Raw genomic sequence first — 25,796 nt, forward strand, 5'->3', positions numbered from 1 at the left:
CTGGCCTGAAATGAGGGGCTTCGGGCCCAAAAAGGGCTCAAATGCTCGATTTGTCGCCGCAGGCAGTGCGGTGGGTGTCCGACTTGTTGTCAGGTTCGAAAGGTGGGTGTCCGACTTGTTGCCGGGCCTGAAAGGTGTCTGTCCGACTTGTTGCCGGGCCTGAAAGGTGTCTGTCCGACTTGTCGCCGGGTCCGAGAAGACTCCTGCTCGACCCGTCGCAGCAGTCGCGGAAACAGTTCAGGACGAGTGCGGCTGGAGGATCCCCGCCAGGACGAGCGACGCCCCCGCGCCGACCATCGCACCACCGACGACATCGCTCAACCAGTGGGCGCCCAAGTACACGCGAGTCGTGGCGATGAGGACGACGAGGCCGAGCGCCGCCAGGAGGATGAGCGCTCGTCGGACGGGCCTCGACCAGCGAACGAAGTCCTCGCGAACAGCCCCCCGCCCGGAAGCGCCACCCGTCCCGGCCGAAGCCCCCGCCGGGGATTCGCCTCGGACGGGCGGCCGCGTCCATGCGAAGCGCGAGATCATGAGGATCGCAGCCGACACGGCGAGCGCCGCCGCAGCGGTCGTGTGCCCGGACGGGTAGGAGTGAGAGAGTTCGACGACGATCCGTTCGGGAAGGGCCGGCCGCACCCTTTCGATGCCGTCCTTCGCAACGGCGGTGAAGGCCGAGGTGAGGGCCATCGACGCGGGGATGTACGCGCCGAACAGCGCGGAGCGTGACACGGCGCCGACGAGCGCACCGATGACGAGAGCCCCGATGACGGCGGTCGTCGGCGCGAAAAGGCCGGTCAGCGCCTCCATCACGGCAGTCGCGCCCGGACTCCGGTGGGCGACGAACCATTCGAGGACCCGCTGGTCGAGTTCCGCGATCGGCTTGAGCGTCACGAGGAGCCCGAGGACGAGGGCGACGAGGAGGAGGACGAGGCCGGAGGCGATGCGGATGGGCCCGAGGCTCACCTCGAAGGGCCTGAAGGCGGGGGGAGGCGGAGGATCGGAGGGGGCGTGAGCGCGTTCCTCGTCGCCCGGATGCGTGCGGCTCATCCGACCTCGCCGTCCACGTAGAACCAGCGCCCCGCCCTCCGCGCGAATCGCGAACGCTCCCGGAGGCTCCCGGCGCGGCCCTGATGATCCTGGAAGTACGCCTCGAATTCGACGACGCCCTCCTCATCGTCCGCGCCGCCCTGGGCGAGGGCGAGGATCCGCAGGCCCTCCCACGTGATCGTCGGATCGGAGAAGGGCGGGGCCGGCCGGGTCTTCGGATGCCAGGATCGGAACAGGTGGTCCTCGTCGCCCACCGCGAAGGCCGTGTAGCGCGACCTCATGAGCGCGAGGGCGGTGGGCGCGGGTTCGCCTTCGAGGAAGGGGAAGCAGCACGAGCCGAAGGGGGCGCCGGAACCGCAGGGGCACCCGTCCTCGGATCGTGGCATCTGGGCGTAGGGCATGGTCGCAGCCTATCGGCTCTCAGGCCTTAGCTTCGCACCCGCCTCAAGCGCGGATCCTTCTCGTTTGGACCTGGGCTTGCCTCCGCCTCAAGCGCGGATCACGAACGGCTGGACCCGGGCTTGCCCCGCCTCAAGCAGGGTCCGCACTCGCCCGGACCTCGACTCATACCCGCCCGGATCGTGGCTCACGCGGGCGCGGCGACGACGACCCCGCTCCTCGGACTCACTTCGATCCCGTCCTCGACGGAGCGACCCGAGAGGAGCTCGGTCCCCCTCACCCCGCGCACCCTCACCGAGGCGTCGGAGTGGTTGAGGAGGAAGAGGAAGTCCCCGCGCCGGCAGGCCTCCACGCCATCGGGGAGGCCCACCATCACGGGCGCGGCCCCCGCCCGCCCGGCGAGAAGGTCGAAGAGGGCACGCGCGGTGACATCGTCGAGATGACAGGCGAGATACCAGGCGGCTCCCCCTGAAGCGAACATGCGTCGCGTCAAGGCGGGCATCCCGGCGAGATCGGCTCCGCCTTCGGACTCATCGAAGACCGCGACCGCATCGACGTCGGGGGGCAGGCCGTCGGCCCGGGTGAAGGCGCGCGCCTCGCCCCCGGCATCGCCGCAGCCCCCGTTCTCCGCCCCGGCATCGGATCGGCCGTAGCCGACGAGCTCCTCCGCCCACATGCCGCATCGGGCGCGGGCGTCAGGACCGGCCAGCGCGCTGAGCCGATCGGCCAGATCTTCCGAGCAGATCCGAAGGCCGATCGAGGTGCACGCGGCAGGAGCGCCGACCGCCCTCGTGATGCGCGAAACCGCGGACGCCGGACCCGAAGGCGAATCGAAGTCCCCGCGCACGGGCCCCGTCAGAGCCGCATGATCGGCGACCGCGACGCCGAGGAGCCCCCGGGCGCTCCCGAGATACCCTCCGAGGATCGCATGAGCGGACTCGTCGACGACACCGCTCGGCCCGACGACGAGGACCTGGGCGCCGCCCTGCGCAGCGGCCGCAAGGGCGTCCGTGAGAGCGGGACGATCGATGAAGACGCCGGGGACGATGACGAGCGAATAGCCGGACAGATCCGCCTCGGGGCCCACCAGGTCCACCTGATACCCGGCCTCCCAGGCCGTGCGATGCCAGTGCCGGGCCAATGCGAAGAGGGGCTCCGCGGGCTCCTCAGTCGGACCGATCGAAGCGGCCCGCGCCCACTCCGACTCCCAGTCGACGACGATCGCGATCCCCGCCTCGGTCCGGGCGCCCACCACCGGTCCCAGCCGCGACAGGGCCCGACCGGTCTCAAGGACCTCGTCCCAGGTGCGCGAAACAGCGCCCGCGTGCGGGATCATCCCCGAGTGGAAGGTCTCCGCCCCCGCCCTCGACTGGCGCCACTGGAACTGGAGGACCGCATCGGCGCCATGGGCGAGCCGGGACAGCGACCACAGGAGGAACTGGCCGGGCCGCTTCGGCGAATTCCTCGACCGCCACTGGATCGCACCGGGGGCCTGCTCCATGAGGATCCACGGCGCCCCGCCGCCCAGGCCCCTCATGAGGTCGCCCGCGAAGGCGATCTCATGAGCCGCGAGGGGATCGGCCGGATCCGGGTAGGAGTCGTCCGCGACGACGTCCACGCACTCCGCCCACTTCCGGTAGTCGAGGACGGGGAAGGCGCCCATGAAGTTCGTCGTGATCGGGCGCGTCGAATGAGCGCGGATCACGGCGGCCTCGGCCTCGAAGAGGGAGCGGAAGGAGTCGTCCGTGAAGCGCCGCCAGTCCAGGACCTGCGAGGGGTTCGGGAAGCTCGGCATGGCCGAGGGCGGGCTCACCTGCGCGAAGGAGGTGTAGCGCTGCGACCAGAAGTCCGTCCCCCAGGCGCGGTTGAGGGCCTCGATCGACGAGTACCGGGCCTCGAGCCAGGCCCTGAAGGCCTCTTTCGACTCCTCGGAGAAGCACTCGCGGACATGGCAGGCGAACTCGTTGCCCACGTGCCACAGGACGAGCGCCGGATGATCCCCGAAACGGTCGGCCAGTCGATCGACGAGGGCGAGGGCGGCTGTGCGATAAGCGGTCGAGTTCGGGGAATACTGCTGACGGGACCCGAAGCCGAGGCGCACGCCGCGCGCATCGACCGGCAGGGACTCCGGATGGTTGAGGGCCATCCACACGGGAGGCGAGGCGGTCCCCGTCGCCAGATCCACCCCGATGCCCGCCGCGTGAAGACGGTCGAGGATCCCCTCGAGCCAGTCGAGCTCGTAGCGGCCCTCCTCCGGTTCGAGGCGCGACCAGGAGAAGACGCCGAGCGTCACCAGGGTGACGCCGGCCTCGCGCATCTTCGCGATGTCCTCGTCGAGGATCGCATCCGCATCTGCATCGGCGAACCACTGCTCGGGGTTCCAGTCGCCGCCGTAGGCGGGCGTCGTGAAACGGACGGAGCGGGGCCCTCGGCTCATCCGCGTCAGCCCTTCACCGAACCGGCCGCGAGACCCGCCTGCCAGTACCGCTGGAGCCCGAGGAACAGGGCGATGAGGGGCACGACCCCGAGGAGCGCGCCCATCATGACGGCCCCCTTCTCGGGGTTGAAGTAGCTCATCATGCCGTACAGGCCCAGGGTGACGGGCTTGATCTCCGGGGAGGAGACCATCATGAGGGGCAGGAGGAAGTTGTTCCAGGTCGCGACGAAGATGAAGAGGAAGATCGTCACCATCGCCGGCGCGAGGAGGCGCAGGACGATCGTGAAGAAGATCCTCGCCTCGGAGGCGCCGTCGATGCGGGCGGCCTCGATGAGCTCCTTCGGGACGGAGGAGTCGGCGTAGACGCGCCCGAGGAAGACGCCGAAGGGGGAGACGCACGAGGGGATGATGATCGCCCACATCGTGTTCGTCAGTCCGATCCCGTGGAACACGATGTACAGGGGGATCGTCAGCAGCGCGACCGGCATGAGGAGGCCGCCCATGATGAAGGCCATTGTGATGTTCTTGCCGGGGAAGGCGAACTTCGCGAGGGCGTAGCCCGCGGCGACGGAGACGAGCGTGCCGAAAGCCGCGGCGGTGCTCGAATAGAGGAGGGAATTGCCGACCCACCGCCAGAAGAGGCCCTGGGTCCAGCTCATGAGCTTCGAGTAGTTCTCGGTGAGCTGGATGTCGTCGGCGAACCAGAATCCGGGCGAGGAGACGAGGCCCGGATTCGACTTCGTCATCGAGAACATCACCCACACGATCGGGGCGAGGAAGTAGAGGAGGGTGACGACGAGGACGACGAGGGTGATCGTCCTGGCCGCAGTCGAGGGGGCGATCGACCTCGGCGGCATTCCCTCGGCGGAGGCGAGGTATTCGCGGCCGTCTGCGAGACGGGCCGTGCTCCGGCGCGAGCGGGCGGATGACGAGGTGCTCATCGGAGGGTCCTCCTCTGGGCGAAGGCGTAGATGACGGCGAGGGCTCCGGCGATGATCGCCATGAGGATCGAGATCGCGGAGGCGGGCCCGTCGCCGCCGGGCGAGATCTGCCCGAACATCGTGTAATAGGCCATCATCATCGGCGTGTAGCTCGTCCCCATCCACGTGTTCGAGGAGTACATGACCGAGGGCTCGTTGAACAGCTGAATCGTCCCGATGATCGACAGGAGCACGGCGAGCATCGCCGCGCCCGAGACCAGCGGGACCTTCACGTGCCGGACGATCTGCCAGCCGGAGGCGCCGTCGAGGCGGGCGGCCTCGTAGAGCTCGTGGGGGATCGCCTGGAGGGCCGCGAGGAAGATCAGCATGTTGTAGCCCGTGTAGGTCCAGGTCGTCATGTTCGCCATCGAGGCGAGGATCGGCCAGCCCTTCGCCATGAAATCCGGGTTGAGTCCGAGGGGGGCGAGCATCTGCGTGATCGGCGAGAGTTCGGGCGTGTAGATGTAGAGCCACACCATCGCAGCGACGATGCCGGGGATCGCGAAGGGCAGGAAGTTGCCGAGGCGGAAGATCGTGTTGTGCTTGACGAGGTAGGAATCGAGCACGAGGGCGAGGGCGAGGGCGGCGAGGATCATGACGGGGATCTGGAAGGCCGCGTAGACGATGACGCGCCCCATGCCCGACCAGAAGTCGGGATTCGTGGCCGCGTAGACGAAATTGTCGAATCCGACGAAGGTCGTCTTCAGGTCCCCGCCCCCGTAGAGGCCGCCGCCCTCGGCGACTTCGCGGTAGAAGGACTGGCGGATGGCGACGAGGATCGGAATGGCGAAGACGAGGAGGAAGAGCACGAAGAAGGGGGCCATGAAGGCCCAACCGGTCAGCGCCTCATGACGTTCGCGAGTTTTCCTGTTCCGCGGCGCCGGGGTCGATTTCGACATGGGTATCGCCTCGTGGATGTGGGGGTGGCAGGGGGGCGGCCGGGCGGCGTCGTTCGACTCCCGGCCCGAGCAAGGGGTCCCCCACGGGTGACGCAGGGGACCCCTTGCTCATGAGCGCGTCACTTGACGGAGAGTCCGCCGTCCTTCAGCGCCTTCACCGAGGTGTCCTGGGCGGCGGTGAAGACGTCGGCGACCTTGCCGGTGCCGGCTCCGGCGGCTGCGGCCGCCTGCTTCATCGGATCACCGAGGGTCGAGAAGAAGGGGATGTAGGGGAAGTCCTTCGAGAGGTTGGCGTTCGCAGTGCCGAGCTCGGCGAAGACGTCCTGGCCGCCGTAGAACTTCGAGAGCGACTCGGGGGTCTTCATCGGGGCGGTCGTCGTCGCGACGACGAGGCCCTGGGAGACGAGGGCGTCCACCTGCGTGTTCAGCCAGTTGTTGAACTCCATCGCCTCGGCGACGTGCGCGCAGCCCTTCGTCACGGCGACGCCGGAGCCCCCGTCGGGGCCGGTCTTCGCGCCCGCGCCGAAGTCGGGGAGCTGGGCGACGGCCCACTGGCCCTCGTTCGGGGTGCCCGCCATGTCGCCCGCGAGGAGCGGGGCCTCCCAGGCGGCGCCGATCGTGCCGATGAGCGACTGGTCGTTGAGGGCGGCCTTGAAGCCGTCGTTCCAGCGCTCGGTCACGAGGACGGACTTGTCGTCGAGCATCTGCTGCCAGAAATCGGCGACGACCTTCGAGGCGTCGGAATCGGCCGTGACGACCCAGTTGTCGCCCTCGGTCGAGTACCAGGTGCCGCCGGCGGCCGCGACCTGGGCGGAGAGGAAGTACTGGGCCTCATCGGGCTCGAAAGCCGCGATGTACTTGCCCTGGGCGGCGGCCGTCTTCGCGGCCTCCTGGAACTCGGCGAGCGTCGTGGGGGCCGTGATGCCGAGCTTGTCGAACTCCGCCTTGTTGTAGTAGTAGACGAGCGGCCCGGTGTCCTGCGGGAGGCCGACGACCGTTCCGCCGACGGACATGTTCGTGTAGGCGCCGGAGTAGTTGTCCTTGTACTTCTCGGCCTCGGCGGTGACGTCCTCGAGGAGGCCCTTGACGAAGACCTCGGGGACCTCGCCGTAGCCGACCTGCGCGAGGCATGCCGCCGCGCCCGCCTTGACGTCGGTTTCGAGCTTCTTGATGAGCTCCTGCGCCTTGCCGTCGAACTTCGTCGCCTTCACCTGGATGTCCGGGTGCTCCGCGTTCCACTGATCGGCGAGCTCGGAGATCTTCGTCATCCCCTCGCCGTCGGGCAGGCGGTGGATGTACTCGATGGTGATCGCTCCGCCGTCGCTCGCAGCGGCGCCGGATGCGCTCGCGTCCGTGCTCGAAGCGCCGTTCGAGCATCCTGCGAGGGCGAGTGAGGCGAGTGAGGCCGCCGCGATCGTCGCGGCGACACCGTTCTTCCTTCGGATCATTGGAATACTCCTCTTTGAGAACTCTCTGATCGTTTATGCTGGGATGCCAACGGAATAGAGCATAATTGAACGGGACAGTGCGGTCCACGCAACGACGCTCGATTTGGTTGCGCTCTGATTACGATCGCATGACGACCGGCCCCGAGAGGGGCGCACACGGGGAGGCGGTGCCATGCAACGGCACGAGCGGCTGACGAAACTCTTCGAGGTGATCCTTGAAGAGGAGAGCGTCACGGTCGACGAACTCGTCGCGCGCCTCGGCGTCTCGGCCGCGACCGTGCGCCGCGACCTCGACCACCTCGCGGGCCAGCAGCTCATCACCCGGACCCACGGGGGAGCCGTGGCCTCCCCTCACTCCTCCGACATCCCCATCCGCTACGGACCCGGCGCGAAGCTCAGCCAGGAGAAGCGGAGGATCGCCGCCTCCGCTGCGGACCAGGTCCGCCCAGGCGACATCATCGGCCTCAACGGCGGGACGACGACGACCGAGCTCGCCCGCGAACTCGCCGTGCGCGAAGAGCTCCGCGCGGAGGCCTCGGGCGAACAGGTCGTCATCGTCACGAACGCCGTCAACATCGCCACCGAACTCGCCGTGCGCCCGCACCTTAGGGTCGTCCTCACCGGCGGCGTCGTGCGATCCATGAGCTTCGAACTCGTCGGCCCCTTCGCCTCGCCCGTCATCGACTCCGTATCGATCGACACCCTCTTCCTCGGAGTCGACGCGCTCACCCCCAAGGGGGCCTTCACCGCCCACGACGGCGAGGCCGCGATCAACGGTCGACTCGCCGCCCAGGCCCGCAGGGTCGTCGTCATCGCCGACAGCACGAAGCTCCGGGCCCGCGCCTTCGCGAGGATCTGCCCCCTGTCCGAAATCGATCAGATCATCACCGACGACCGCGCGGACCCGCAGGCCGTCGCCCGCTTCCGCGAAGCGGGCATCGAAGTCGTCCTCGTCTAGCAGCGAAACCCATCCGACTATCCTCACACCGTGCCCGTCTCATCCGGGAGAAAGGGAGTATCCATGACCGAGAATCGCGCCGGGCGCCTCACCCTTCCCATCGAAACGGGGATCGACGAGGAGGTGCGGGCACTCGTCGAACGCCTCGGCGCCGACGCGGTCCGCAATTCCGACGGCACCTCCCTGCCCGACTGGGTGGACCGGGGATTCGCGAAGGTCTACTCCACCTACTTCCCCGCGCGCGGCGACGAGGAATGGGCGGACATGTCGGCCGGGGAGCGCATCCACCAGTACCTCCTCTCCGAACGGCGCACCGCCCCGCCCTCGGGCCCCCTCGTCATCGACGTCATGGAGGGATGGTTCCAAGCCCAGTTCCGGCCCGACACCGACTGCGAGGTCAAACGCTGGTGGCAGGTGATCGACCGGACCGCCGGCCGTGTCCTCGACCCCGAGGAATGGGAGGTCGAAACCGCAGGGCCGCGCCCCCTCGTCGATCCGGTGCCCCTTGTCGGCCCCCTCCCGGCCGACGCCGGCTCCGCCCTCGTCACCATCGCGCATCCCGAAGCGCTGCACGTCTACACGGTGTCCTTCCTCGCCGTGCAGATCTGGGACTCCACCCAGATGTACAACTACCTGACGAACGACTGGGCCCTGGACCCCTCGCGCGTCAAGGAGCGCCCCTACGACGTCGAATACCCCAGGACCTGGGCGCACGTGAAGGACGCTCTCGCGATCTGGCTCAAGCGCAACCCCCACGTCGACGTCGTCCGCTTCACGACCTTCTTCTACCACTTCACCCTGGCCTTCGATTCACGAGGGCGCGAGCGCTACGTCGACTGGTTCGGATACTCCGCCTCCGTGTCGGTGCCCGCGATGGAGGCCTTCGAGAAGGAGTACGGCTACGCCCTCACGGCCGAGGACTTCGTCGACGCCGGATGGTACAACTCGCCCTTCAGGCCGCTGAGCCCCCGTTTCCGCGATTGGATCGACTTCACGAGCCGACGCGTCGCCGACAAGGCCAAGACCCTCGTCGACATGACACACGAGGCCGGGCGCGAAGCCATGATGTTCCTCGGCGACAACTGGATCGGCATGGAGCCCTACGGGAAGCACTTCCCGGGCATCGGCATGGACGCCGTCGTCGGATCGGTCGGCTCGGCCGCGACCTGCCGCATGATCGCCGACATCCCCGGAGTGCGCTACACCGAGGGCCGATTCCTCCCCTACTTCTTCCCGGACGTCTTCCGCGAGGGAGGGAACCCCGTCGCAGAGGCGGAGGAATCCTGGCGCACCGCGCGCCGGGCGATCGTCCGCAAGCCCCTCGACCGGATCGGATACGGCGGCTACCTCTCCCTCGCGCTGAAGTTCCCCGACTTTATCGACCGCGTCGAAGCGATCGTCGCGGAATTCCGCTCCCTGCATTCAGCCTCCGGCGGGCAGCTCCCCGCGAACACGCGCGTGCGCGTCGGGGTGCTCAACGCCTGGGGCTCCCTGAGGACCTGGCAGACGCACATGGTCGCGCACGCCCTGTGGTACAAGCAGATCCACACCTACCTCGGCGTCATCGAATCCCTCGCCGGACTGCCCTTCTCGGTGGAGTTCATCTCCTTCGAGGACCTCGAATCCGACGCCTCCGCCCTCGACCGCATCGACGTCCTCATCAACGCGGGCGCGGCGAACACCTCCTTCTCCGGCGGACCCGCCTGGGCCTCCGAGAAGCTCCAGCACACGATCCGCGAATTCGTGTGGAACGGCGGCGGCTTCATCGGAATCGGCGAACCCACCGCATGGATCGGCGAGGCGGCGGACCGCGGATCGACGACCCCCGCATCCGGCACCGTCTTCACCCTGTCCGACGTGCTCGGCGTCGATAGGGAGATCTCCTGGTCCCTGTCCACCGATCGCTACCCGGAAGTCTCCCCCGAGCACTTCATCACCGAAGACCTCGGCGAGGAGTTCGCCTCGGGAGAAGACCCCGGCGACGTCGTCGCCCTCGGCGCCCGCATCCACCGCCTCGAGAAGGGCTCGGTGCGCCTGGCGACCCACGAGTACGGGGCGGGCCGCGCCGTCTACATGGCGGGACTGACGTGGTCGGCCGTCAACTCGCGCCTCCTCCACCGCGCGCTCATGTGGGCGGGAGGGGCCGAGGACGAGTGGGAATCCGTCCTCATCACCACGAACCCCCAGGTCGAGGTCGCGTGGTACCCCCAGGTGCGCCGCGCCTTCGTCTACAACGACTCCGACGAGCCGCAGGAGGCCCGCATCCTCGGATCGGGCCTCGTGGGCGGGGCCGAGGGCGCGCAGGACGAGGCGCGGATCGACATCGCGGTCTCGCTCGGAGCCGGCGAATCGAGCTGGCTCGACCTGTGATGCGGCGAAGGCGTCACCCGGACCCCGAATCGAATGCAGAACGACGACAATGGAGAAGCGTGATGGGCATCAGTGCTGACGATCTGACCAGGACCGCTGAGAGGTTCGCGCTCGAGGGCGAGATCATCTCGGTCGAGCCCTACGGGGACGGGCACATCAACTCGACCTTCCTCGTGACGACGAGCGAGCGCCGCTACATCCTCCAGGCGATGAACACGGACGTCTTCCCCGATCCTGCCGGACTCATCCGCAACATCCGCCTCGTCACGGATCACCTTCGCGAGCGCGGCCAGGAGACCCTCACCCTCGTGCCGACCCGCGAGGGCGAGCCCTTCCTCGCCGATTCCGAGGAATCCTTCCGCGTCTACCTGTTCATCGAAGACGCGGTGAGCTACAGCCGGGTCGAGAGCGCCGAAGTCTTCCGCAACTCCGGGCGGGCCTTCGGGCGCTTCCAGAAGCTCCTCGCCGACTTCGACGCATCGGAACTCGTCGAGGTGATCCCCGACTTCCACTGCACCCCCTCGCGCTACGCCGCCTTCAAACGGGCGGTCGAAGAGGACCCGATCGGCCGTGCGGCCGGCGTGCACGACGAGATCGAGTTCTTCACCGCGCGGGCGCCGGAGTACGCGCGCCTCGTCGATGCGCTGGCCGAGGGCGATCTGCCCCTGCGCGTCACGCACAACGACACGAAGCTCAACAACATCCTCATGGACGCCAAGACCGGCGAGGCGAAGGCGATCATCGACCTCGACACCGTGATGCCGGGCTCGATGCTCTACGACTTCGGCGATTCGATCCGCTTCGGCGCATCGACCGCGCTCGAGGACGAGCAGGACCTCTCGAAGGTCCACTTCTGCCTCGACTACTACCGCGCATACACCGACGGCTTCGTCAGCGCCGTCGCGGAGCAGATGACGGCGCTCGAGGCGGAACTGCTGCCCTTCGCGGCCAAGCTCATGACCCTCGAATGCGGCATGCGCTTCCTCGCCGACCACCTCGAGGGCGACACCTACTTCGCGACCGCCTACCCCGAGCACAACCTCGTGCGCGCGCGCACGCAGATCAGGCTCGTCGAGGAGATGGAAGAACAATGGGAGGAGATGATCCGGGTGACGCGTGAAACCGTGGAGGAGTATCAGGGGCGCCGGGCGCCCGAAGACGGGCAGGAGGACCCGATCCGCGACTTCTACGCGGTCGTCGATCGGCTCGTGAGCTACGCGAGGATCAACCTCCTGCTCGACGAGCGCGACGAGATCTACGTGCGCAACCGGATCTTCGCGCTCTTCGGATTGAACTCCTACGCGCCCACGGGGAGCCTCTCGCAGGACACGGCGCCCGATGAACTGCTCGACGAGTTCGCGAAGGCCGGCCTCGCCGCCGGGCTCTTCGACGAGTCCGAGGCCGCCCACTACTGCGACCGGGTGATGGGGATCTGCTCGCTCGCGCCCTCGGGCCTCCAGGACGCCTACGCCCGCATCCTCGAAGAGGCGGGCGGCACCGACGCGATGTCCTGGCTCTACCACTACTCGGTGGCCAACGGATACGTGAAGCGCGCCCTCCTCGACCGCAACCCGCGCTTCGAAACGCCCGAAGGGCTGATCGTCACGATCAACCTCGCCAAGCCGGAGTTCAAGGACGCGAAGAAGGCCGCCGCCGGCAACGCCGTCTCCGGCGGCTACCCGAAGTGCACGATCTGCCGCGACAACGAGGGATTCGCGGGGCGCGACAAGTTCACCGTGCGCACGGTGCCCGTGAAGGTGGGCGATCAGGAATGGTTCTGGCAGTTCTCCCCCTACGGGTACTTCAACGAGCACGGAATTGCCGTCAACACCGAGCACACCCCGATGCACGTCGACCGGGCCGCATTCACGAGGCTCATGGACTTCGTCGACGTCTTCCCCGGCTACTTCATCGGTTCGAACGCCGCCCTCACCCGCATCGGCGGATCCGTCCTCGCCCACGACCACTATCAGGGCGGCGGCGAAGTCCTCCCGATGCAGAAGGCGGGCGCCTACGCCGCCCTCACGGTCGACGGCTTCCCCGAAGCGAGGGTCGAGGTCCTCGACTGGTTCAACACGGCCATCCGCGTCGTCTCGCCCCGCCGCTCCGACATCGAGGAGATCTCCGACAGGATCCGCCGGGCCTGGGTGGCCTTCACGGATCCCGAGCGCGGCATCATCGCCGAGGACGAGGAGGGCATCCACTCGGCCGTCTCGCCCACCTGCGTCAAGACCGATCGCGGATACGAGATGTCGATCATCCTGCGCTCGAACATCACGAGCGAGCGCTACCCCGACGGCGTCTTCCACGCCCACCCCGAGTTCTTCCCGATCAAACAGGAATCGATCGGCCTCATCGAGGCCCAGGGCCTGTTCATCCTCCCCGGACGCCTCGTCGCTCAGCTCGGCGCCCTCGAGGACGCCCTCGTCGAAGGGCGCGGCCTGCCCGAGGAACTCGCCGAATTCGAGCTCGTGTTCAGCGAGCTCGCCGAGCGCGTCCCGGCCTCGCCGACCCGCGAGGAGGTCCGCCGGGCCGTCCGCGACGAGCTCGGAAGCGTGTGCGCGCGGATCCTCGACAACACCGCGGTCTTCAAGGACAAGCGCGAAACCGTCGAATTCCTCGTCGGCCTCGGCTTCACGCCCGCCGAGGCGGTGCGGTGACGGGCCCTGCGCTCATGAAGGGCGCTACTCGCCGGTGAGGGGGGCCGGGGTCCAGCCGCGCGAGCGCCAGAGCCGCTCCAGGGCCGCCGCCCGAGCCGCGAAGGACTCCCACCTGCCGACCCCGGACCCGCACCAGGCGACCTCCGCGACGGCGGCGAGCCTGGGGAGGAGCATCTGGCCGAGATCGCCCTCGGTCAGGAGCGTCTCCGTCCACAGGCACGCCTCGACGCCTTCGATCGCCTCGGCGGGAGCCCCCGGGACCACCTGCTCGGGATCCCATTCGAGCGCCCGGCGCGCCGACACGACGCCCATCCAGTCCAAGCCGATGCGCTCGCCCTCGACCTGCTTCATGTCGAGGTAGACGCGGTCGGCCGGCGAAAGGACGATCCGCGCGCCCCGCTTCGCGGCCTCGGCGACATCCGTCGAGGACAGGCGCGGATCCCAGACCTGGACGAGGTCGCCCCCGCCCATGAGGGGCGCCGCCTCCTGCCAGGCGAAGGCGCGCAGCCCCTTCCCGTGGACGAGCCCGAGCGCCCTCGTCACGAGGGCCTCGTATTCCGAGCGCTCCGTCGAGAAGCACTCGTCGCCGCCGATGTGGAGGCCGTGGGCGCTCAGGGGCGCGAGGGCGGACACGACCTCGGTGAGGAAGCGCTCCGTGTCGGGCGCGCCGGTCGACAGGCTCGAGAAGCCGACCTCGGCGCCCGTGTACGCCGGCGGAGTCCGCCCGTCGGGATTGAGCCCGGGCATCGCGTGCAGCGCGGCGTTCGTGTGCCCGGGCAGATCGACCTCGGGGACGAGGGCGATCCCGAGCTCCTCGGCGCGTGCGGACAGGGCCGCGAGCTCATCGAGGCCGAGCCACCCCTCGGCGAGGCCCCCGCCGCGCTCGGCCGCTTCGACGCCGCCGACCGCGCCCTCGCCGGATTCGCGCACGAGCTCGGGGAGGGCGGGGATGTCGATCCGCCACGCCTGGTCGTCGGTGAGATGCAGGTGGAGGACGTTGAGCGCGAGATCGGCCATGAGGTCCATGACGCGAAGGATCGTCGAGGGCCCGAAGTAGTGCCGCACGATGTCGAGGTGGAGGCCGCGATGCCGGTGCTTCGGGAAATCGACGAGGACGAGATCCGGGACGGGCGAGGCCGGATCGGCGCAGGCGGACAGCACGGCGAGCCTGCGGCGCGCCCTCGACTCGCCGAGGGCGGTGGAGGCGCTGATGAGCGCGCGGCCCGAGGAGATCTCGATCCGGTGCGCCTCCTCGATCCTCCACTCCTCGAGGTCGTCGGGAAGGCCGAGCCTCGCCGGGTCGGCGCGCCTCGAGTCGATCACGAGGTCCTTCCACAGGGCCGGAGCCCCGGGCCCGGTGCGCGTCGGGCGCAGGGCGAGGCAGATCGGCGCGGGCACGAGGCCGTCGAGCGGGGCAACGGGGATCATGAGGACATTCTTCCCGATCCGGGGGCGACGCCTACGCCCAATGCTCGACGATTCTCGCATTCGTCCGGATGCCCCCGCGGTTCTGAGCGCGCGCGGCGACGAAGATCGACGAATTGGCCCTCATCCGCAGATCCACGACCCGGGCCGGACCCACGGCGCGATTCCACGCGGATTCGAATCGCATCGGCCTCCTTCGTGGTGCCGAGGGCCGCGGGAACCGCGAGATAGTGGCTCCGCGAGCTCATCGCGGCGTTCACGAGGACGATGCCCAGATCCAGGGACCACCGCAGAGGACCCGGGAGGTGAGCGGGGGAACTCCGCTCGATCTCGGGCATCGGGCCCAGGATGATGACGTGGCGGGGCCTGCCAAGGCCGATGGGCGTGAAGAGCTCTGCGAGGCACTGGTGAAGGAGGGCCTTTTCCCGGGCCGATCCGGCGGAGAACTCGATGCGGAGGCGAGAGCCCTCTTCGACGAGGATGGACGCGGGGTCGATCGCCCCGGACACCGAGTCCTGAAGGGCCTGAAGGACGGCCCGGGCGCCCCGGTGGTAGAGGGCGACAGGATGAGAACGGGTCCTCCAGAGGAAGAGCGTCTCCTTGAGCGCGGGGATCCCGATCCCGAAGAGGAGGAACAGCGCCGTGAGGACGAGGAGCGCGATGAGGACGAACGGCGCGGGGAGCCCTTGGGCGGGGCCCATTCGCACGAGCACCGAGACCGCGAAGGCGACGGCCGACAAGAGCAGGGCGACGGCGCCCAGGAGGACGCTGAGCGGCGTGTTCGAGCTCTCGAAGGCGAAACGGGCGTCCTCGCGCAGCTTGACCCCCGATCGGATGCGCGCCGACGCGGTCGTCCCGAGATGCCACAGGCGGTGGCTCTCGGCGCGCGGCGGGATGGCCTTCCTCGTGCGCTCATTGAGGTCGCAGACGGGATCCTTGAGCGGGGAGGGCGCGCTCAGGATCTCGCGCTGAACCGGGTCGAGGATCGCATCGATGCCCCGGGTGATCGTCCCCTCGGGATCCGCCGCGTCGCGGCTGGGCCCCCACAGGTGCTCGGCCTTGATCCGCAGGCGCGCGTATTCGCGAGAGTCCGGGACCAGGGAATTCGAGGAGGGAAGGCACGCGATGATCCAGTTGTGCGCGGCTTTCCCGGGCCATGCGGGATCGAGGCGGAGCGTCCTGCCGTGCAGCTGCTGGGCGGCCGTGGAGGTCGTCACCGTCGTGAGATCGATGAGGGTGTTGAGCGAGGGGCATTCCCATCCTTCGGCGAGGAGCCCGCGCGTCCCGACGACGAGCCGCACGATCCCCACCTCGACGTCCTCGGCGAGAAGCCGCAAATGCGAAGCCGTGATGAGGACCGGGTGCATCGAGCGCGCGAGAGGATCGTTGCTGAGGAGGGTGAAGCAGCGCAGGGCGCCCCCGCGCGCGGTCCCGGAGCCCTGCGCCCCGGCGAGGGCCGAACGGTCGTCGTGCTGCGCGAGATCGGCCACGACCGCCGCTCTCAGGCCCTCGCCCAGGGACTCGTTCTCGAGGGCGAGGATGTCCAGAACGGCCCGGTCCTTCGACTCCGAGCGCGACAGGACCGCGTCGATCGGATCCTTGCCCCTGCGGATCCCCCGGTCGGTGAGGTGGTATCCGAACGCCAGCAGGAGGCGCTTGCGCTCTCGCCACTCCTGAGCGCGCCCCTCGTCCGGGAGGAGACGGGTCAGGGCGTGACGCGCGAGCAGGAGGAGGCGATCGTCGAGGCTCGGCGCTGTGGTGTCGGGCAGGCGCCGGACGATCTCGGGGTCGATCGCCGCGCCCTCCTCGTCGAGCCGGACGAGCATCCTCCCGGCGGCCAGGGCGAGGAAGGGGTCGGAGTCGAAGGCCCGCCGCATCCTCTCGTCGAGGGAGGGGGGAGTCGCCCCGCCCTCGTCCTCGGGATCGGGCTCGGGGGCGATCAGGCACTCGTGGAGGAAGGCGAGCTCCTCGGGAGCGGCGAACGCGCCCGCGAGGGCGCGTTCGAGCATGCGCTCGTGGCGCTCGATGAAACGGTGCTCCTTAGGGGTCGCGCGGGTGAACCACGCCCACGTGCGCACGGGCGCGAGGTCGCCCGCGCGGATCACGGCGGGAGTCGGGACCTCGTAGTCCACTTCGCCGAGGAGGCCCGTGTAATTCTGCTCCTCGGCGGGGCTGGCGGGATCGGGCGGAGTGGCCGTGAGGCCGATGAGGAGCGGGTCGCCGTCCGCCTCCTCGATCTTCGAGCTCAGGAGGTGGAGGACCAGCGCCCAATGATCGAGGAGGTGATGGCACTCGTCGAGGACGATCGTGCGGACGCCCGCGCGGATGAGCCCCTCGATGAGGGCCAGCGCTCGCGGGTGCAGGGTCTGTTCGAGAACCCTCGGGTCGAGGGAGCGGAGGTTCTTCCGGATCGCGTTCGCCCGCGAACGAATGCCCTTCGAATACTCCTTCGGATTCGAGTCCTGGAGCTCCTCGAGCCAGGCGAGCGCGCGCTCGCGATCCGACCAGGAGCGCTCCATCTCCTCGATCCACTGCTCACGGGCCGCATCGGCGAAAGGGGAGGAGGAATCGACGACGCTCAGGCGCTGATAGGTCATGATGTTGAGGTCGCCGACCTCATCGGAGTCGACGAGCATCTGCGGATCCTCGGCCGCCCCCTCGCCGATCCCGAAGCGCTCCCGCGCGGTATTCGCCCACTGATCCCGGATGACGCTCGTAGGGGCGAGGATGAGCGCGCGACGGCCGTCGTGAACGGCGAGCAGCAGGCCGAGGATCGTCTTGCCGGATCCGGGGGGCGCGACGAGGTGGAAGGAACGATCCCCCTCGCCGCATCCGCCGCGCCAGTCCTCGCGTCCGAGGGCGTCGAGGACCGCGGCCTGGTAGTCGCGGGGCTCCCCTCGGAACCTTGCATCGGACAGAGGACGGGGGTTCTCGGCGCTCACGGGGGGGGGGTATTCTTCCCGGCCCCGGCTCAATGGGCAAAGCCCACGCCGACGAGGGCGGTGAGGCCGACGATGAGGGTGGACGCGGCCGCGAGCACGAAGGGCCGGGGACCCACCTTCGCGAAGTCCCTCAGTCGCACCCCGGTGCCGAGGGCGAACATCGCGGAGGCGAGCAGAGCGGTCTGAAGGATCTTGAGGGGCGCCAGGGCGCTCGCGGGCACGACCCCCAGCCAGCGGATGAGCACCATGAGGATGAAGCCCCCGACGAAGGCCGGCATGATCGGCGGGAGCGTCCCGCCCTCTGCGCCCATCCCGGGAAGCTCCCGGCCTGCGCGGATCGCGTGGCGGCGCCACAGCGAGATGCCCGCCATCACGGGGGCGAGCATGAGCACGCGGGCGAGTTTGACGACGACGGCCCCGGCCAGCGCCTCCTCGCCGAGGGCGCCTCCGATGGCGACGACCTGGGCGACTTCATGAGTGGAGGCCCCCGCCCACAGGCCGGTCGTCAGGGGGTCGAAGCCGATGAGGGCGCCCAGGATCGGGACGATCGGGATCATCAGCGTCCCGAAGATGACGACGAGGCCGACCGCCGTCACCACCTCCTCGCGCTCCTTCGTCTCGATGACGCCGTCGACCGCGGCGACGGCCGCGGCGCCGCAGATCGAGAAGCCCCCGGCGACCAGCAGGGTCTGCGTGAGCGAGAGGCGCATCGCGCGTCCGATGAGGAGCGTCGATCCCATGCCCGCGGCGACGACCGCGACGACGATGAGGATCATCCCGGCTCCGAGGGCGACGATGTCGGAGACGATGAGCTGGAGGCCGAGGAGCACGACGCCGACCCTCAGGAGGCGCTTCGCGGCGAAGGCGAGCCCCGGTTCGAGGGAGGCGGGGAGGGGGAGCGCATTGCGGGCGACGACCCCGAGGAGGATGGCGACGAGCATCGCCGAGAGGATCGGGACGAAGGAGTTGACGAGCAACGAGATCCCGACTGCGAGGAAGGAGACGAGGACTCCGGGGAGGAGACGGGTCCATGAAGGGGCGGACTTCGGTGCGCTCACTGGAGAGGTCATGCCCCCACTGTAGGAATGGAGCCCGCCCGGCCCTGGGACCTCGGGCCGGGGTCGAGGGCGGGGGAGGCCGGCTGTGCGCGGCGGGACTCGGGAGGCCTCCCGCCCCCCGAGTCCCGCCGAGGCGTCAGTCGCCCGCGGCGGCGAGCCAGCGCTCGGCGTCGAGCGCCGCACGGCAGCCCGACCCGGCCGCCGTGATCGCCTGCCGGTAGGTGTGATCGACTGCATCGCCGCAGGCGAAGACCCCCGGGATGTTCGTGCGCGTCGAAGGCTCTGCCACCGTGATGTAACCGGCCTCGTCGAGGTCGACCTCGGACTTGAGGAAGTCCGTGCGGGGGAGGTGGCCGATCGCGACGAAGACGCCGTCGAGCGGCAGCACCCGCTCGGAGCCGTCGACGGTCGAGGACAGGCGCAGGCCCGTCACGGAGCCCTCGCCGAGGACCTCTTCGACCACCGAGTTCCACGCGAACTCGATCTTCGGATTCGACATGGCGCGCTCGGCCATGACCTTCGAGGCGCGCAGCTCGTCGCGCCGGTGGACGACGGTGACCTTCGAGGCGAAGTTCGTGAGGAAGGTGGCCTCCTCCATCGCGGAGTCGCCGCCTCCGACGACCGCCAGCTCCTTGTCCTTGAAGAAGAAGCCGTCGCAGGTCGCGCAGTAGGAGACGCCGTGTCCGGAGAGGCGGTCCTCGCCGGGGACGTCCATGCGGCGGTATTCGGAACCGGTCGCCAGGATGACGGCCTTCGCGTAGAGCAGCTCGTCGTCGACGGCGAGGACCTTGACGCTTCCGGAGAGATTGACCGCGGTGACGTCCTCGTAGCGGATGTCCGCGCCGAACTTCTCGGCCTGCTCGGCCATGCGCCCCATGAGGTCCGGACCCTGAACGCCCTCGGGGAAACCGGGGAAGTTCTCGACCTCGGTCGTGTTCATGAGGGCCCCGCCGGCGGTGATAGCACCCGCCAGGACGACGGGCTTCAGGCCCGCTCGAGCCGTGTAGATCGCCGCCGTGTAGCCCGCCGGGCCCGACCCGACGATGACGACCTCGTGGATCTGAGCGTCGTCGGGAACATTGCCGGAAGGACGCGCGGCAACGGCCTGGGCCGTCTCCTCAGCGGGAAGCTCGACGGAGCGGAGAAGATCCGGGAATGGAGTGAAGGACATGGGGATCCAATCTTGGTTCGGTCGTGAGCGGCCCAGACTCACTGACAGGGCTCATTGGACGGAGAGCTCGCTCACCCACGCCCACGGACGGCCGTCGACCGAGGTCGGCATCACCCTGAAGCTCAGGGCGATGGCGCCGGCCTCCGTGGGTTCGGGCAGGGAGATCACCGTTGATTCTGACAACGCAGAAGTCGCGAGTTCTGTTCCGCCCCGGGGGTTGGAAGGATCGGTGACATTGCGCACGACGACCTCTCCGCCCTGAGTCGAGGGATCCATCTGGAGCGTCACACCCGAAACGAGGGCCGGCCCCTCCAGGTTCACGACGATCGTCACCGTCGCATTCTCATCGAATACGTTGATGTCGAAGTAGCGGGACCTCCATGAGGTCTCGGGATTCTGGTCGATCATGTTGACGGCGAGATCCGGATGGTCGCCGTCGTCGTTGTTCCAGGAGAGCACCGACACCGAGGAGATCATGGGGGCCGCGCTCGCGGCTTCGCCGTCGAGCGCCGACTGGGCGCTCTGAGCGCCGCCCGACTGCGCATCGACGATCGACTGGGCGATGTCGAGATCCGTCACGGGCGACAGGGCCGTGCCGACCGCCCACACGGCGGCGGCGACGGTGAGCGCCGCAGCGAGAATCAGCGTCGGCTTCGTCGGATCGATCAAACGGCGCTCCCGGTCCGTGCGATCGGGCTCCGGGCTCGCAGGGGGGTGCGCGCCCCCGTCGGGGTTCGGGGTCGTGAGGAGCTCCTCGGCCGAAGCGCGGATCTTCGCCGCTCCCGCGCTCGAAGGCGCGAGGACGGCGTCGAAGCCCGAGGGCCCGGTCGGCGCCACGGGGATGCCGGCGCCCGCCACGGGGGCGGGGATCCTGCTCGCAGCGGCCTCCTCGACGGCGGGGGATTCGCCGTCAGCCGCAAAGGCCGCAGCCCCCTCGTCTTCAAGGGCGGCCCCGGCGGTGAGATCGGGCGAGTCCCCGGCGGGGGCGTCACCCTCGGCGGCCCCGGCGGCCCCGGCCTCGGGCGCCTCAGCGCCGGCGACGGATCGGGCCGCGGCGAAATGCGCCTTCACCTTCTCCGCCGAGGCGACGGCCGCCGCTGAAACGGCCGTGAGCCACGCGCGGGTCCTCCCCGTGATCGCATTCTCCTCGGCATGGGAGGGCACGGCGTCATGATCCGATTCGCCCGGCTCTTCGGCTTCACCCTCCTGAGACGTGAGGATCTCCTCGAAAGAGGGGAGAGGGGCCTCATCCTGGTTCGTCTCGGAGTCGGTCTCGGCGAGGGAGCGGAAGACGCCGCCGAGCTCGCGAGGCTCTTCACCTTCGTCAGCGTGCTCGGAAGCCGTGGCATCATCGGCCGCCTCCGCATCGGAGGTCGGAACGGGAGAGGGCGACTCGTCGTTCTCGAACTTCTCATCCTCGTCCATGGGCCCCCCAGAATCGCTGTCGGTGTCTTCGCCCATTATCTCCGCCGTTTCCCCGTTCCCCGTGATCGGCGCGGCGAGAACACGGCGAAGGGGCTCGGGGACGCGGAGCCGGGCGAGGAGCGGCGCAATCGTCCGACCGGAGTCCGAAGGGGATAGGAAGCGGAGTACAACCATGTAGACGAGGGAGGCGATGATCGAGACAAGAACGACTTTGAGGCTCGCGACCCCAAAGCGGGCGGCGGTCGAGGCGAGCTTCGTGTGGACGCCGACGAAGCGGAGGATCATGAAGGCGACGCCGCCCGCGATGAGAGCGCTCCCGAGGAAGTTCGAGTAGGAACGGAGGAGAGCGATACGGTCGACGAAGGGGTTACGGCGTGCGACCCACATGACGGCGATGATGCCCTGAACGAGGCGGCAAGCGGTTTCGCCGAGCGCGGCCCCGACAACCCACCACTTCGCGCCCGTCAGCGCGTACATCGACCAGCCGACGACGACTTGGAGGATCGTAGGACCGATTCCCATGAGGAAGACGGGCTTGATGTCCTCATAGGCGAAGAAAACTCGCTGGCTCATGAGGACCATGCCGGTCGAGGCGACTCCCGGTATGAGTGCGACGAGAATCCATGCGTACGCGGAGACGACGTCTTGGTTCCTCGTCGAGTAAAGGACCATCTGCATCATGGGGACTGAGGCCGCCATGAGGATCGCAGTCGCGAGGAGCGTGAGGGAGGTGATCGTCCGGACCCCAAGATCGTAGTTTGCTGCGACGCTGCGATCGTCGCGATCCGCGACGGACTCAGCCATGCGTGTGAAGATCGCCGTCGTGAGGGAGACAGTGATGAGCGACTGCGGCACCATGAAGATCATGAAGGCCGTCGCATAGGCGTTGATGCCGACGACGTCGAAGACATCGTGCGTCTTCGCGTAGGAATCGGCCAGAGACGCCAGGTTGTTCGTCGACAGGATCCCGATCTGCGACACCATGAGGGTCGCGAAGGTCCAGCCCGCCACTTTGGAGGCCGAGCGGAAGGACGTTCCGCGGAAATGGAAATCGGGGCGGAACCTGATGCCGGCGCGGCGCATCGGGATGAGGAGGACCAGCGCCTGGGCGATCACGCCGAGGGTCGCGGATCCGCCGAGGACCCAGAACTGGGTGCTCGTGAAGTCCGCGATCTCGATCCTGCCGTCGGTGGTCCCCCAGAGGAGGAAGAAGGCCGTGAGGCCCGCGATGCCGATGACGTTGTTGACGACGGGCGCCCACATGTACGGGCCGAAGACGCGGCGCGCGTTGAGCAGTTCGCCGAGCAGGTTGTACAGGCCGTAGAAGAACAGCTGGGGCAGGCACAGGAGGGCGAAGAGGATGGCGAGCGCCCGGATCTCCGCGTCGTATCCCGCGGCGGTGATGACGACGAGGAGCGGGGCGGCGATCATCGAGACCACGGTGATGGCGAAGAGGATGACCCCCGCCAGGGTGAGGAGGCGATTGATGTAGGTCTCCCCGCCGTACTTGCGCTTGAGCGCGCCGACGATCTGCGGGACCAGAACGGCGTCGAAGACGCCGGAGGCGAGGATGTTGAACACCGTGTTCGGCAGGGTGTTCGCCGTCTGGAACGCCGCTGCGACACCGCCGCCGGCCGAACCGATCACGGCGAGGAGCATCATCGAACGGACGAGGCCGAGGATCCTCGACACCAGGGTCCCGGACGCCATCAGCGCGCTCGCTCGGAGGAGCGAGTGCTGTTTCGGCTGAGCGGGCTCGCCCGTGGGAGCGGAAGAGGCGTCATTCGGTGGATTCATCTATGCATCTTCCCCTGGTGCGTTCATAGCGCGTCCGTGGGCGCGATTCAGCTTCGAGCGGACTGTTCTCACGAGACCGACGACGAACAGCACGGCGAGGGCCGATGCCGCGGTGACGGTCAGCGCGTCCTCCCAGCTGGCCCGCATCCTCACGAGAATCGGGGGCGAATCCGTGAGGGGCGCGCCGTCGGGAGTCGAAATGTCGTAGGTGACCTCGATGTTCCCCGAACCGATCGCCGTCACGGGGACCCCGACCGAGGTCACCGACTGCGCCTTCAGGGTGGCTCGAGTCGTGGAGGTGACCTCCAGGCGCGGGTCGGAGGGGACGATCGAGACGAGGACGTCCACGTCCCATTCGAGATCGTTGCGGACCCGGACGGGGAACTCCGCGGACTTGTTGATGAGGTTGACCGCATCGGAGGGGGTCGCCGACACCTGCGAGCGCAGCCAGGCGACGTCTGCGCGGATGGCGTTCGCCCTCGTGCGCTGCTCCTGCGCGGGGACCGCCGCGGACAGGGCGGGGAGCGCGTCGCCGATCGAGGCGAACACCGCTTCGGGATCGGAGGCGGCCGTGGCGAGATGACCGAGGGAGGCCAAAGAATCCGTCACGGTCGCCACGGCCTCCGCCGAGGCCTCGGGAACGGCCCCCGCATCCGCTGCGAGGCGCTCCACGTCGCTCGCTTCGGAGGCGGCCGCCTCCTGGAAGGAGATCGGAGCGACCCAACGCGCATTGAGAAGCGAGTTCAGGCGCTGCGCCAAGCGCTCGGTCGGGGCCTCGGTGCGCGAGGCGGCGAGGAAGAGGGTCCGCGAAGCGCTCGGGCGTTCCCTCGTGATGATCGCGGTGAGCGCGGCGAGCCCCTGCTCGGCATCGAGCTCGTCGGCCTTGTTCGTCGTCGCCCAGTTGAGGAGCTCGTTGAGCTGCGTGTGCGGTGCGAGCACCGTGCTCCCCGAACCGGCGCTCCCCGTTGCGGGGTCGACCTTCATGACCGAGGAGGGCGTGAAGTCGAGGATCTGAACGGGGGAGAGCGCCCCCTCGGGCGCGATCGTCACCCTGTCCGCGAACGCCCCGAGCGCCTGAGTCCCGAAGAGCTCCCCGCGCGGCCACGACACGTTCTTCACGATCGAGGGGCGGTGGGCGCCGTCCTCGGCCGGAGACGACTCCTCCGAGGGGGAGGCGCTCTGGGGGCCCGCACCCGATTCCGCGCCCTCGCCCTCGGCAGCGCCGCCCCCTAAGACGGCCGAGAGCGCCCCGGGAGAGGCGGGGAAGGCGTCGATCGAAGCGAGCGCCTCATCGAGCAGGTCCTCCGCGCCGGTCGCGGCGAGGGTCGCCAGGCACGCGTCGCCCTCGGGCAGGGCGACGATCTCCGATGCCGCTCCGTAGAGGGAATCGACGAACTGCGCATCGTTCGCGGCGGCTTCGGCCTCAGCCCGCGACACGCCCGATTGCGCACTCTCCTCGTCGGCGCCGGCCCGGGGGGCCGGCAGTACCCGCGCATCCATTGCGAGGGTTGCGCCGGGGGTCTTCGCGATCTGGAGGACCGCGCGGCGCCCGGCCTCACCTCCGCGGGTGTTCTGCGAGGTCCAGGGGATGAGCGCATTCACCCGGGTCTGCTCGATCGGCTGGGAGGTGTCCCAGATCAACAAGGAGCGGTCCCGGCCGGAGGCCTCCTGGGACGAGCTGGACACGGTGAGCGTCCTCGGACCCCACGAGGCCGGGAAGCCGAGGGGCAGGTAGTCGATCGGCACGCGGAACTCGAAGGGGGACTCGGCCCCGGGCTCGAGCTGCATCCCCAGGACCTGCGTCGACACCGTGACCTCCCACGGGGAGGGCGAGGAGAGCTCGGATTCGAGGGCCGCTACGGAGACCGGCGTCCAGGCCCCGACCGAGAGTTCGAGCACCGGGGCCGGAAGGGCGGACGAGCCCGTGTTCTTCACGCTTCCGGCGACCAGGAGCTCGTTCTCGGCCGTGAGGATCCGAGGCGCGACCTCGTTGATGGACACCTCGAGGCCGTTCGATTGGGCCGCCCCCGCGAAGAGGGATGCAGGTGCGGATGCGGGTTCCTCGGCGGCCGCGTGAAGAGCGCGCGCTTCCTCCGGGGCGGCGAGGGCGGGGCCCGTCGGCGTCAGCGCGAAACCCGTGGCGCACGCCGCGGTCAGGGCCGAGGCGCCGAGAACGAGAATGCGTGTGAGGACGTGAGCGCGCGACATTCACGTGCCCTTGTACAAGAGGTCGAGGGCGATCTGGACGATCCTGCGCTCATTGGGGTAGGCGAGGCGATGCGCGACGGTGTTCAGGCGCATCCAGGCCGCGTCCTCGGCCTCCTGATCCGGATCGTGCTCCACGGTGATCGTGCCCGATTGATAGCCCATGAGGTAGTGGTGGACGACCTTGTGGACCCTGCGATCGCTGCCCGAGAACCAGTAGTCGATGCTCGCGAGGTGGCGGATGATCCGCCCAGAGATGCCGGTCTCCTCGGCGACTTCACGCAGGGCCGCCTGCTCGGCCGTCTCTCCCGCCTCGAGGTGCCCCTTCGGGAGGCACCACTCGATCCTGCCCGCGCGATTGCGCCTCGCGATGAGGGCCGCATAGGGGATCCCGTTGACGACATCGACGACGATGCCCCCCGCGGAGGTCTCGAGGGAGACGGGAAGGTTCGCGGCGCTCGTGTGCACGGGGCGCTCGCCGATACGACGACGAGGGGGGCTGGGGACCCCCTGACGGCGTTCATTCGGGCGCTCGGGCATGCGTCCACTCTAGCCAGCCTCGCCTCGTTTTC

Annotated in this window: 16 protein-coding genes; 3 read left to right on the top strand and 13 right to left on the bottom strand. The window is 68.9% G+C overall.

Going from position 1 to position 25,796, the window contains the following annotated elements; genetic code table 11:
* Positions 1-237 precede the first annotated feature (237 nt).
* From HD592_RS00770 to HD592_RS00795, 6 genes are all read right to left on the bottom strand, one after another.
* A complete protein-coding gene (locus tag HD592_RS00770) occupies positions 238-1,050 on the bottom strand; it encodes a phosphatase PAP2 family protein (RefSeq protein WP_184451296.1) in 813 nt (270 codons plus the stop codon).
* Entirely contained in the window at positions 1,047-1,451 is a 405-nt protein-coding gene (locus HD592_RS00775) for a YchJ family protein (RefSeq protein ID WP_184451297.1), read from the bottom strand. The genes HD592_RS00770 and HD592_RS00775 overlap by 4 nt, the downstream gene beginning before the upstream one ends.
* Before the next feature lie 185 nt (positions 1,452-1,636).
* Positions 1,637-3,886, bottom strand: a complete 2,250-nt coding sequence (locus HD592_RS00780; protein WP_184451298.1) for a beta-galactosidase — start codon at positions 3,884-3,886, stop codon at positions 1,637-1,639.
* A 5-nt stretch (positions 3,887-3,891) separates the two neighbouring features.
* A complete protein-coding gene (locus tag HD592_RS00785) occupies positions 3,892-4,827 on the bottom strand; it encodes a carbohydrate ABC transporter permease (RefSeq protein WP_407822774.1) in 936 nt (311 codons plus the stop codon).
* Entirely contained in the window at positions 4,824-5,765 is a 942-nt protein-coding gene (locus HD592_RS00790) for a carbohydrate ABC transporter permease (protein ID WP_184451299.1), read from the bottom strand. Before HD592_RS00790 ends, HD592_RS00785 begins: the two co-directional genes overlap by 4 nt.
* 119 nt (positions 5,766-5,884) lie before the next feature.
* Entirely contained in the window at positions 5,885-7,213 is a 1,329-nt protein-coding gene (locus HD592_RS00795) for an ABC transporter substrate-binding protein (RefSeq protein WP_184451300.1), read from the bottom strand.
* Positions 7,214-7,385: 172 nt separating this feature from the next.
* Between HD592_RS00795 and HD592_RS00800 the strand changes: the two genes are divergently transcribed.
* The 3 genes from HD592_RS00800 (at position 7,386) to HD592_RS12320 (ending at position 13,201) form a co-directional block, all read left to right on the top strand.
* The gene (locus HD592_RS00800) at positions 7,386-8,171 is read left to right on the top strand and encodes a DeoR/GlpR family DNA-binding transcription regulator (protein ID WP_184451301.1); all 786 of its coding nucleotides are present in this window, start codon (positions 7,386-7,388) and stop codon (positions 8,169-8,171) included.
* A gap of 63 nt (positions 8,172-8,234) precedes the next feature.
* Positions 8,235-10,541 carry a 1,3-beta-galactosyl-N-acetylhexosamine phosphorylase gene (gene gnpA / locus HD592_RS00805; RefSeq protein ID WP_184451302.1) on the top strand — a complete coding sequence of 769 codons (2,307 nt, stop codon included), beginning with the start codon at positions 8,235-8,237 and terminating at the stop codon, positions 10,539-10,541.
* A gap of 62 nt (positions 10,542-10,603) precedes the next feature.
* Positions 10,604-13,201 (top strand): phosphotransferase, encoded by a 2,598-nt coding sequence (locus tag HD592_RS12320; protein ID WP_281398984.1) that lies wholly within the window; start codon positions 10,604-10,606, stop codon positions 13,199-13,201.
* 24 nt (positions 13,202-13,225) lie between these two features.
* On the opposite strand, the gene HD592_RS00820 is transcribed toward HD592_RS12320, so the two are convergent.
* From HD592_RS00820 to HD592_RS00850, 7 genes are all read right to left on the bottom strand, one after another.
* Positions 13,226-14,629: a family 20 glycosylhydrolase gene (locus HD592_RS00820; protein ID WP_184451303.1), complete on the bottom strand. Its 1,404-nt coding sequence runs from the start codon at positions 14,627-14,629 to the stop codon at positions 13,226-13,228.
* Complete coding sequence (locus tag HD592_RS00825; protein WP_184451304.1) at positions 14,626-17,568, bottom strand: DEAD/DEAH box helicase family protein; 2,943 nt, start codon at positions 17,566-17,568, stop codon at positions 14,626-14,628. Before HD592_RS00825 ends, HD592_RS00820 begins: the two co-directional genes overlap by 4 nt.
* A gap of 29 nt (positions 17,569-17,597) precedes the next feature.
* On the bottom strand, positions 17,598-18,638 hold the full coding sequence (locus HD592_RS00830; protein WP_184451305.1) for a YeiH family protein: 1,041 nt from the start codon (positions 18,636-18,638) through the stop codon (positions 17,598-17,600).
* A 124-nt stretch (positions 18,639-18,762) separates the two neighbouring features.
* Positions 18,763-19,797 carry a thioredoxin-disulfide reductase gene (trxB, locus tag HD592_RS00835; RefSeq protein WP_184451306.1) on the bottom strand — a complete coding sequence of 345 codons (1,035 nt, stop codon included), beginning with the start codon at positions 19,795-19,797 and terminating at the stop codon, positions 18,763-18,765.
* Between the two features lie 51 nt (positions 19,798-19,848).
* The gene (locus HD592_RS00840; RefSeq protein WP_246429955.1) at positions 19,849-23,019 is read right to left on the bottom strand and encodes a lipid II flippase MurJ; all 3,171 of its coding nucleotides are present in this window, start codon (positions 23,017-23,019) and stop codon (positions 19,849-19,851) included.
* Entirely contained in the window at positions 23,020-25,227 is a 2,208-nt protein-coding gene (locus HD592_RS00845; protein ID WP_184451307.1) for a DUF6049 family protein, read from the bottom strand. It abuts the gene before it with no gap.
* Entirely contained in the window at positions 25,228-25,764 is a 537-nt protein-coding gene (locus HD592_RS00850) for an NUDIX hydrolase (RefSeq protein WP_184451308.1), read from the bottom strand.
* Positions 25,765-25,796 lie beyond the last annotated feature (32 nt).

The sequence above is a fragment of the Schaalia hyovaginalis genome (genome assembly GCF_014208035.1).
Classification (GTDB): Bacteria; Actinomycetota; Actinomycetes; order Actinomycetales; family Actinomycetaceae; genus Pauljensenia; species Pauljensenia hyovaginalis.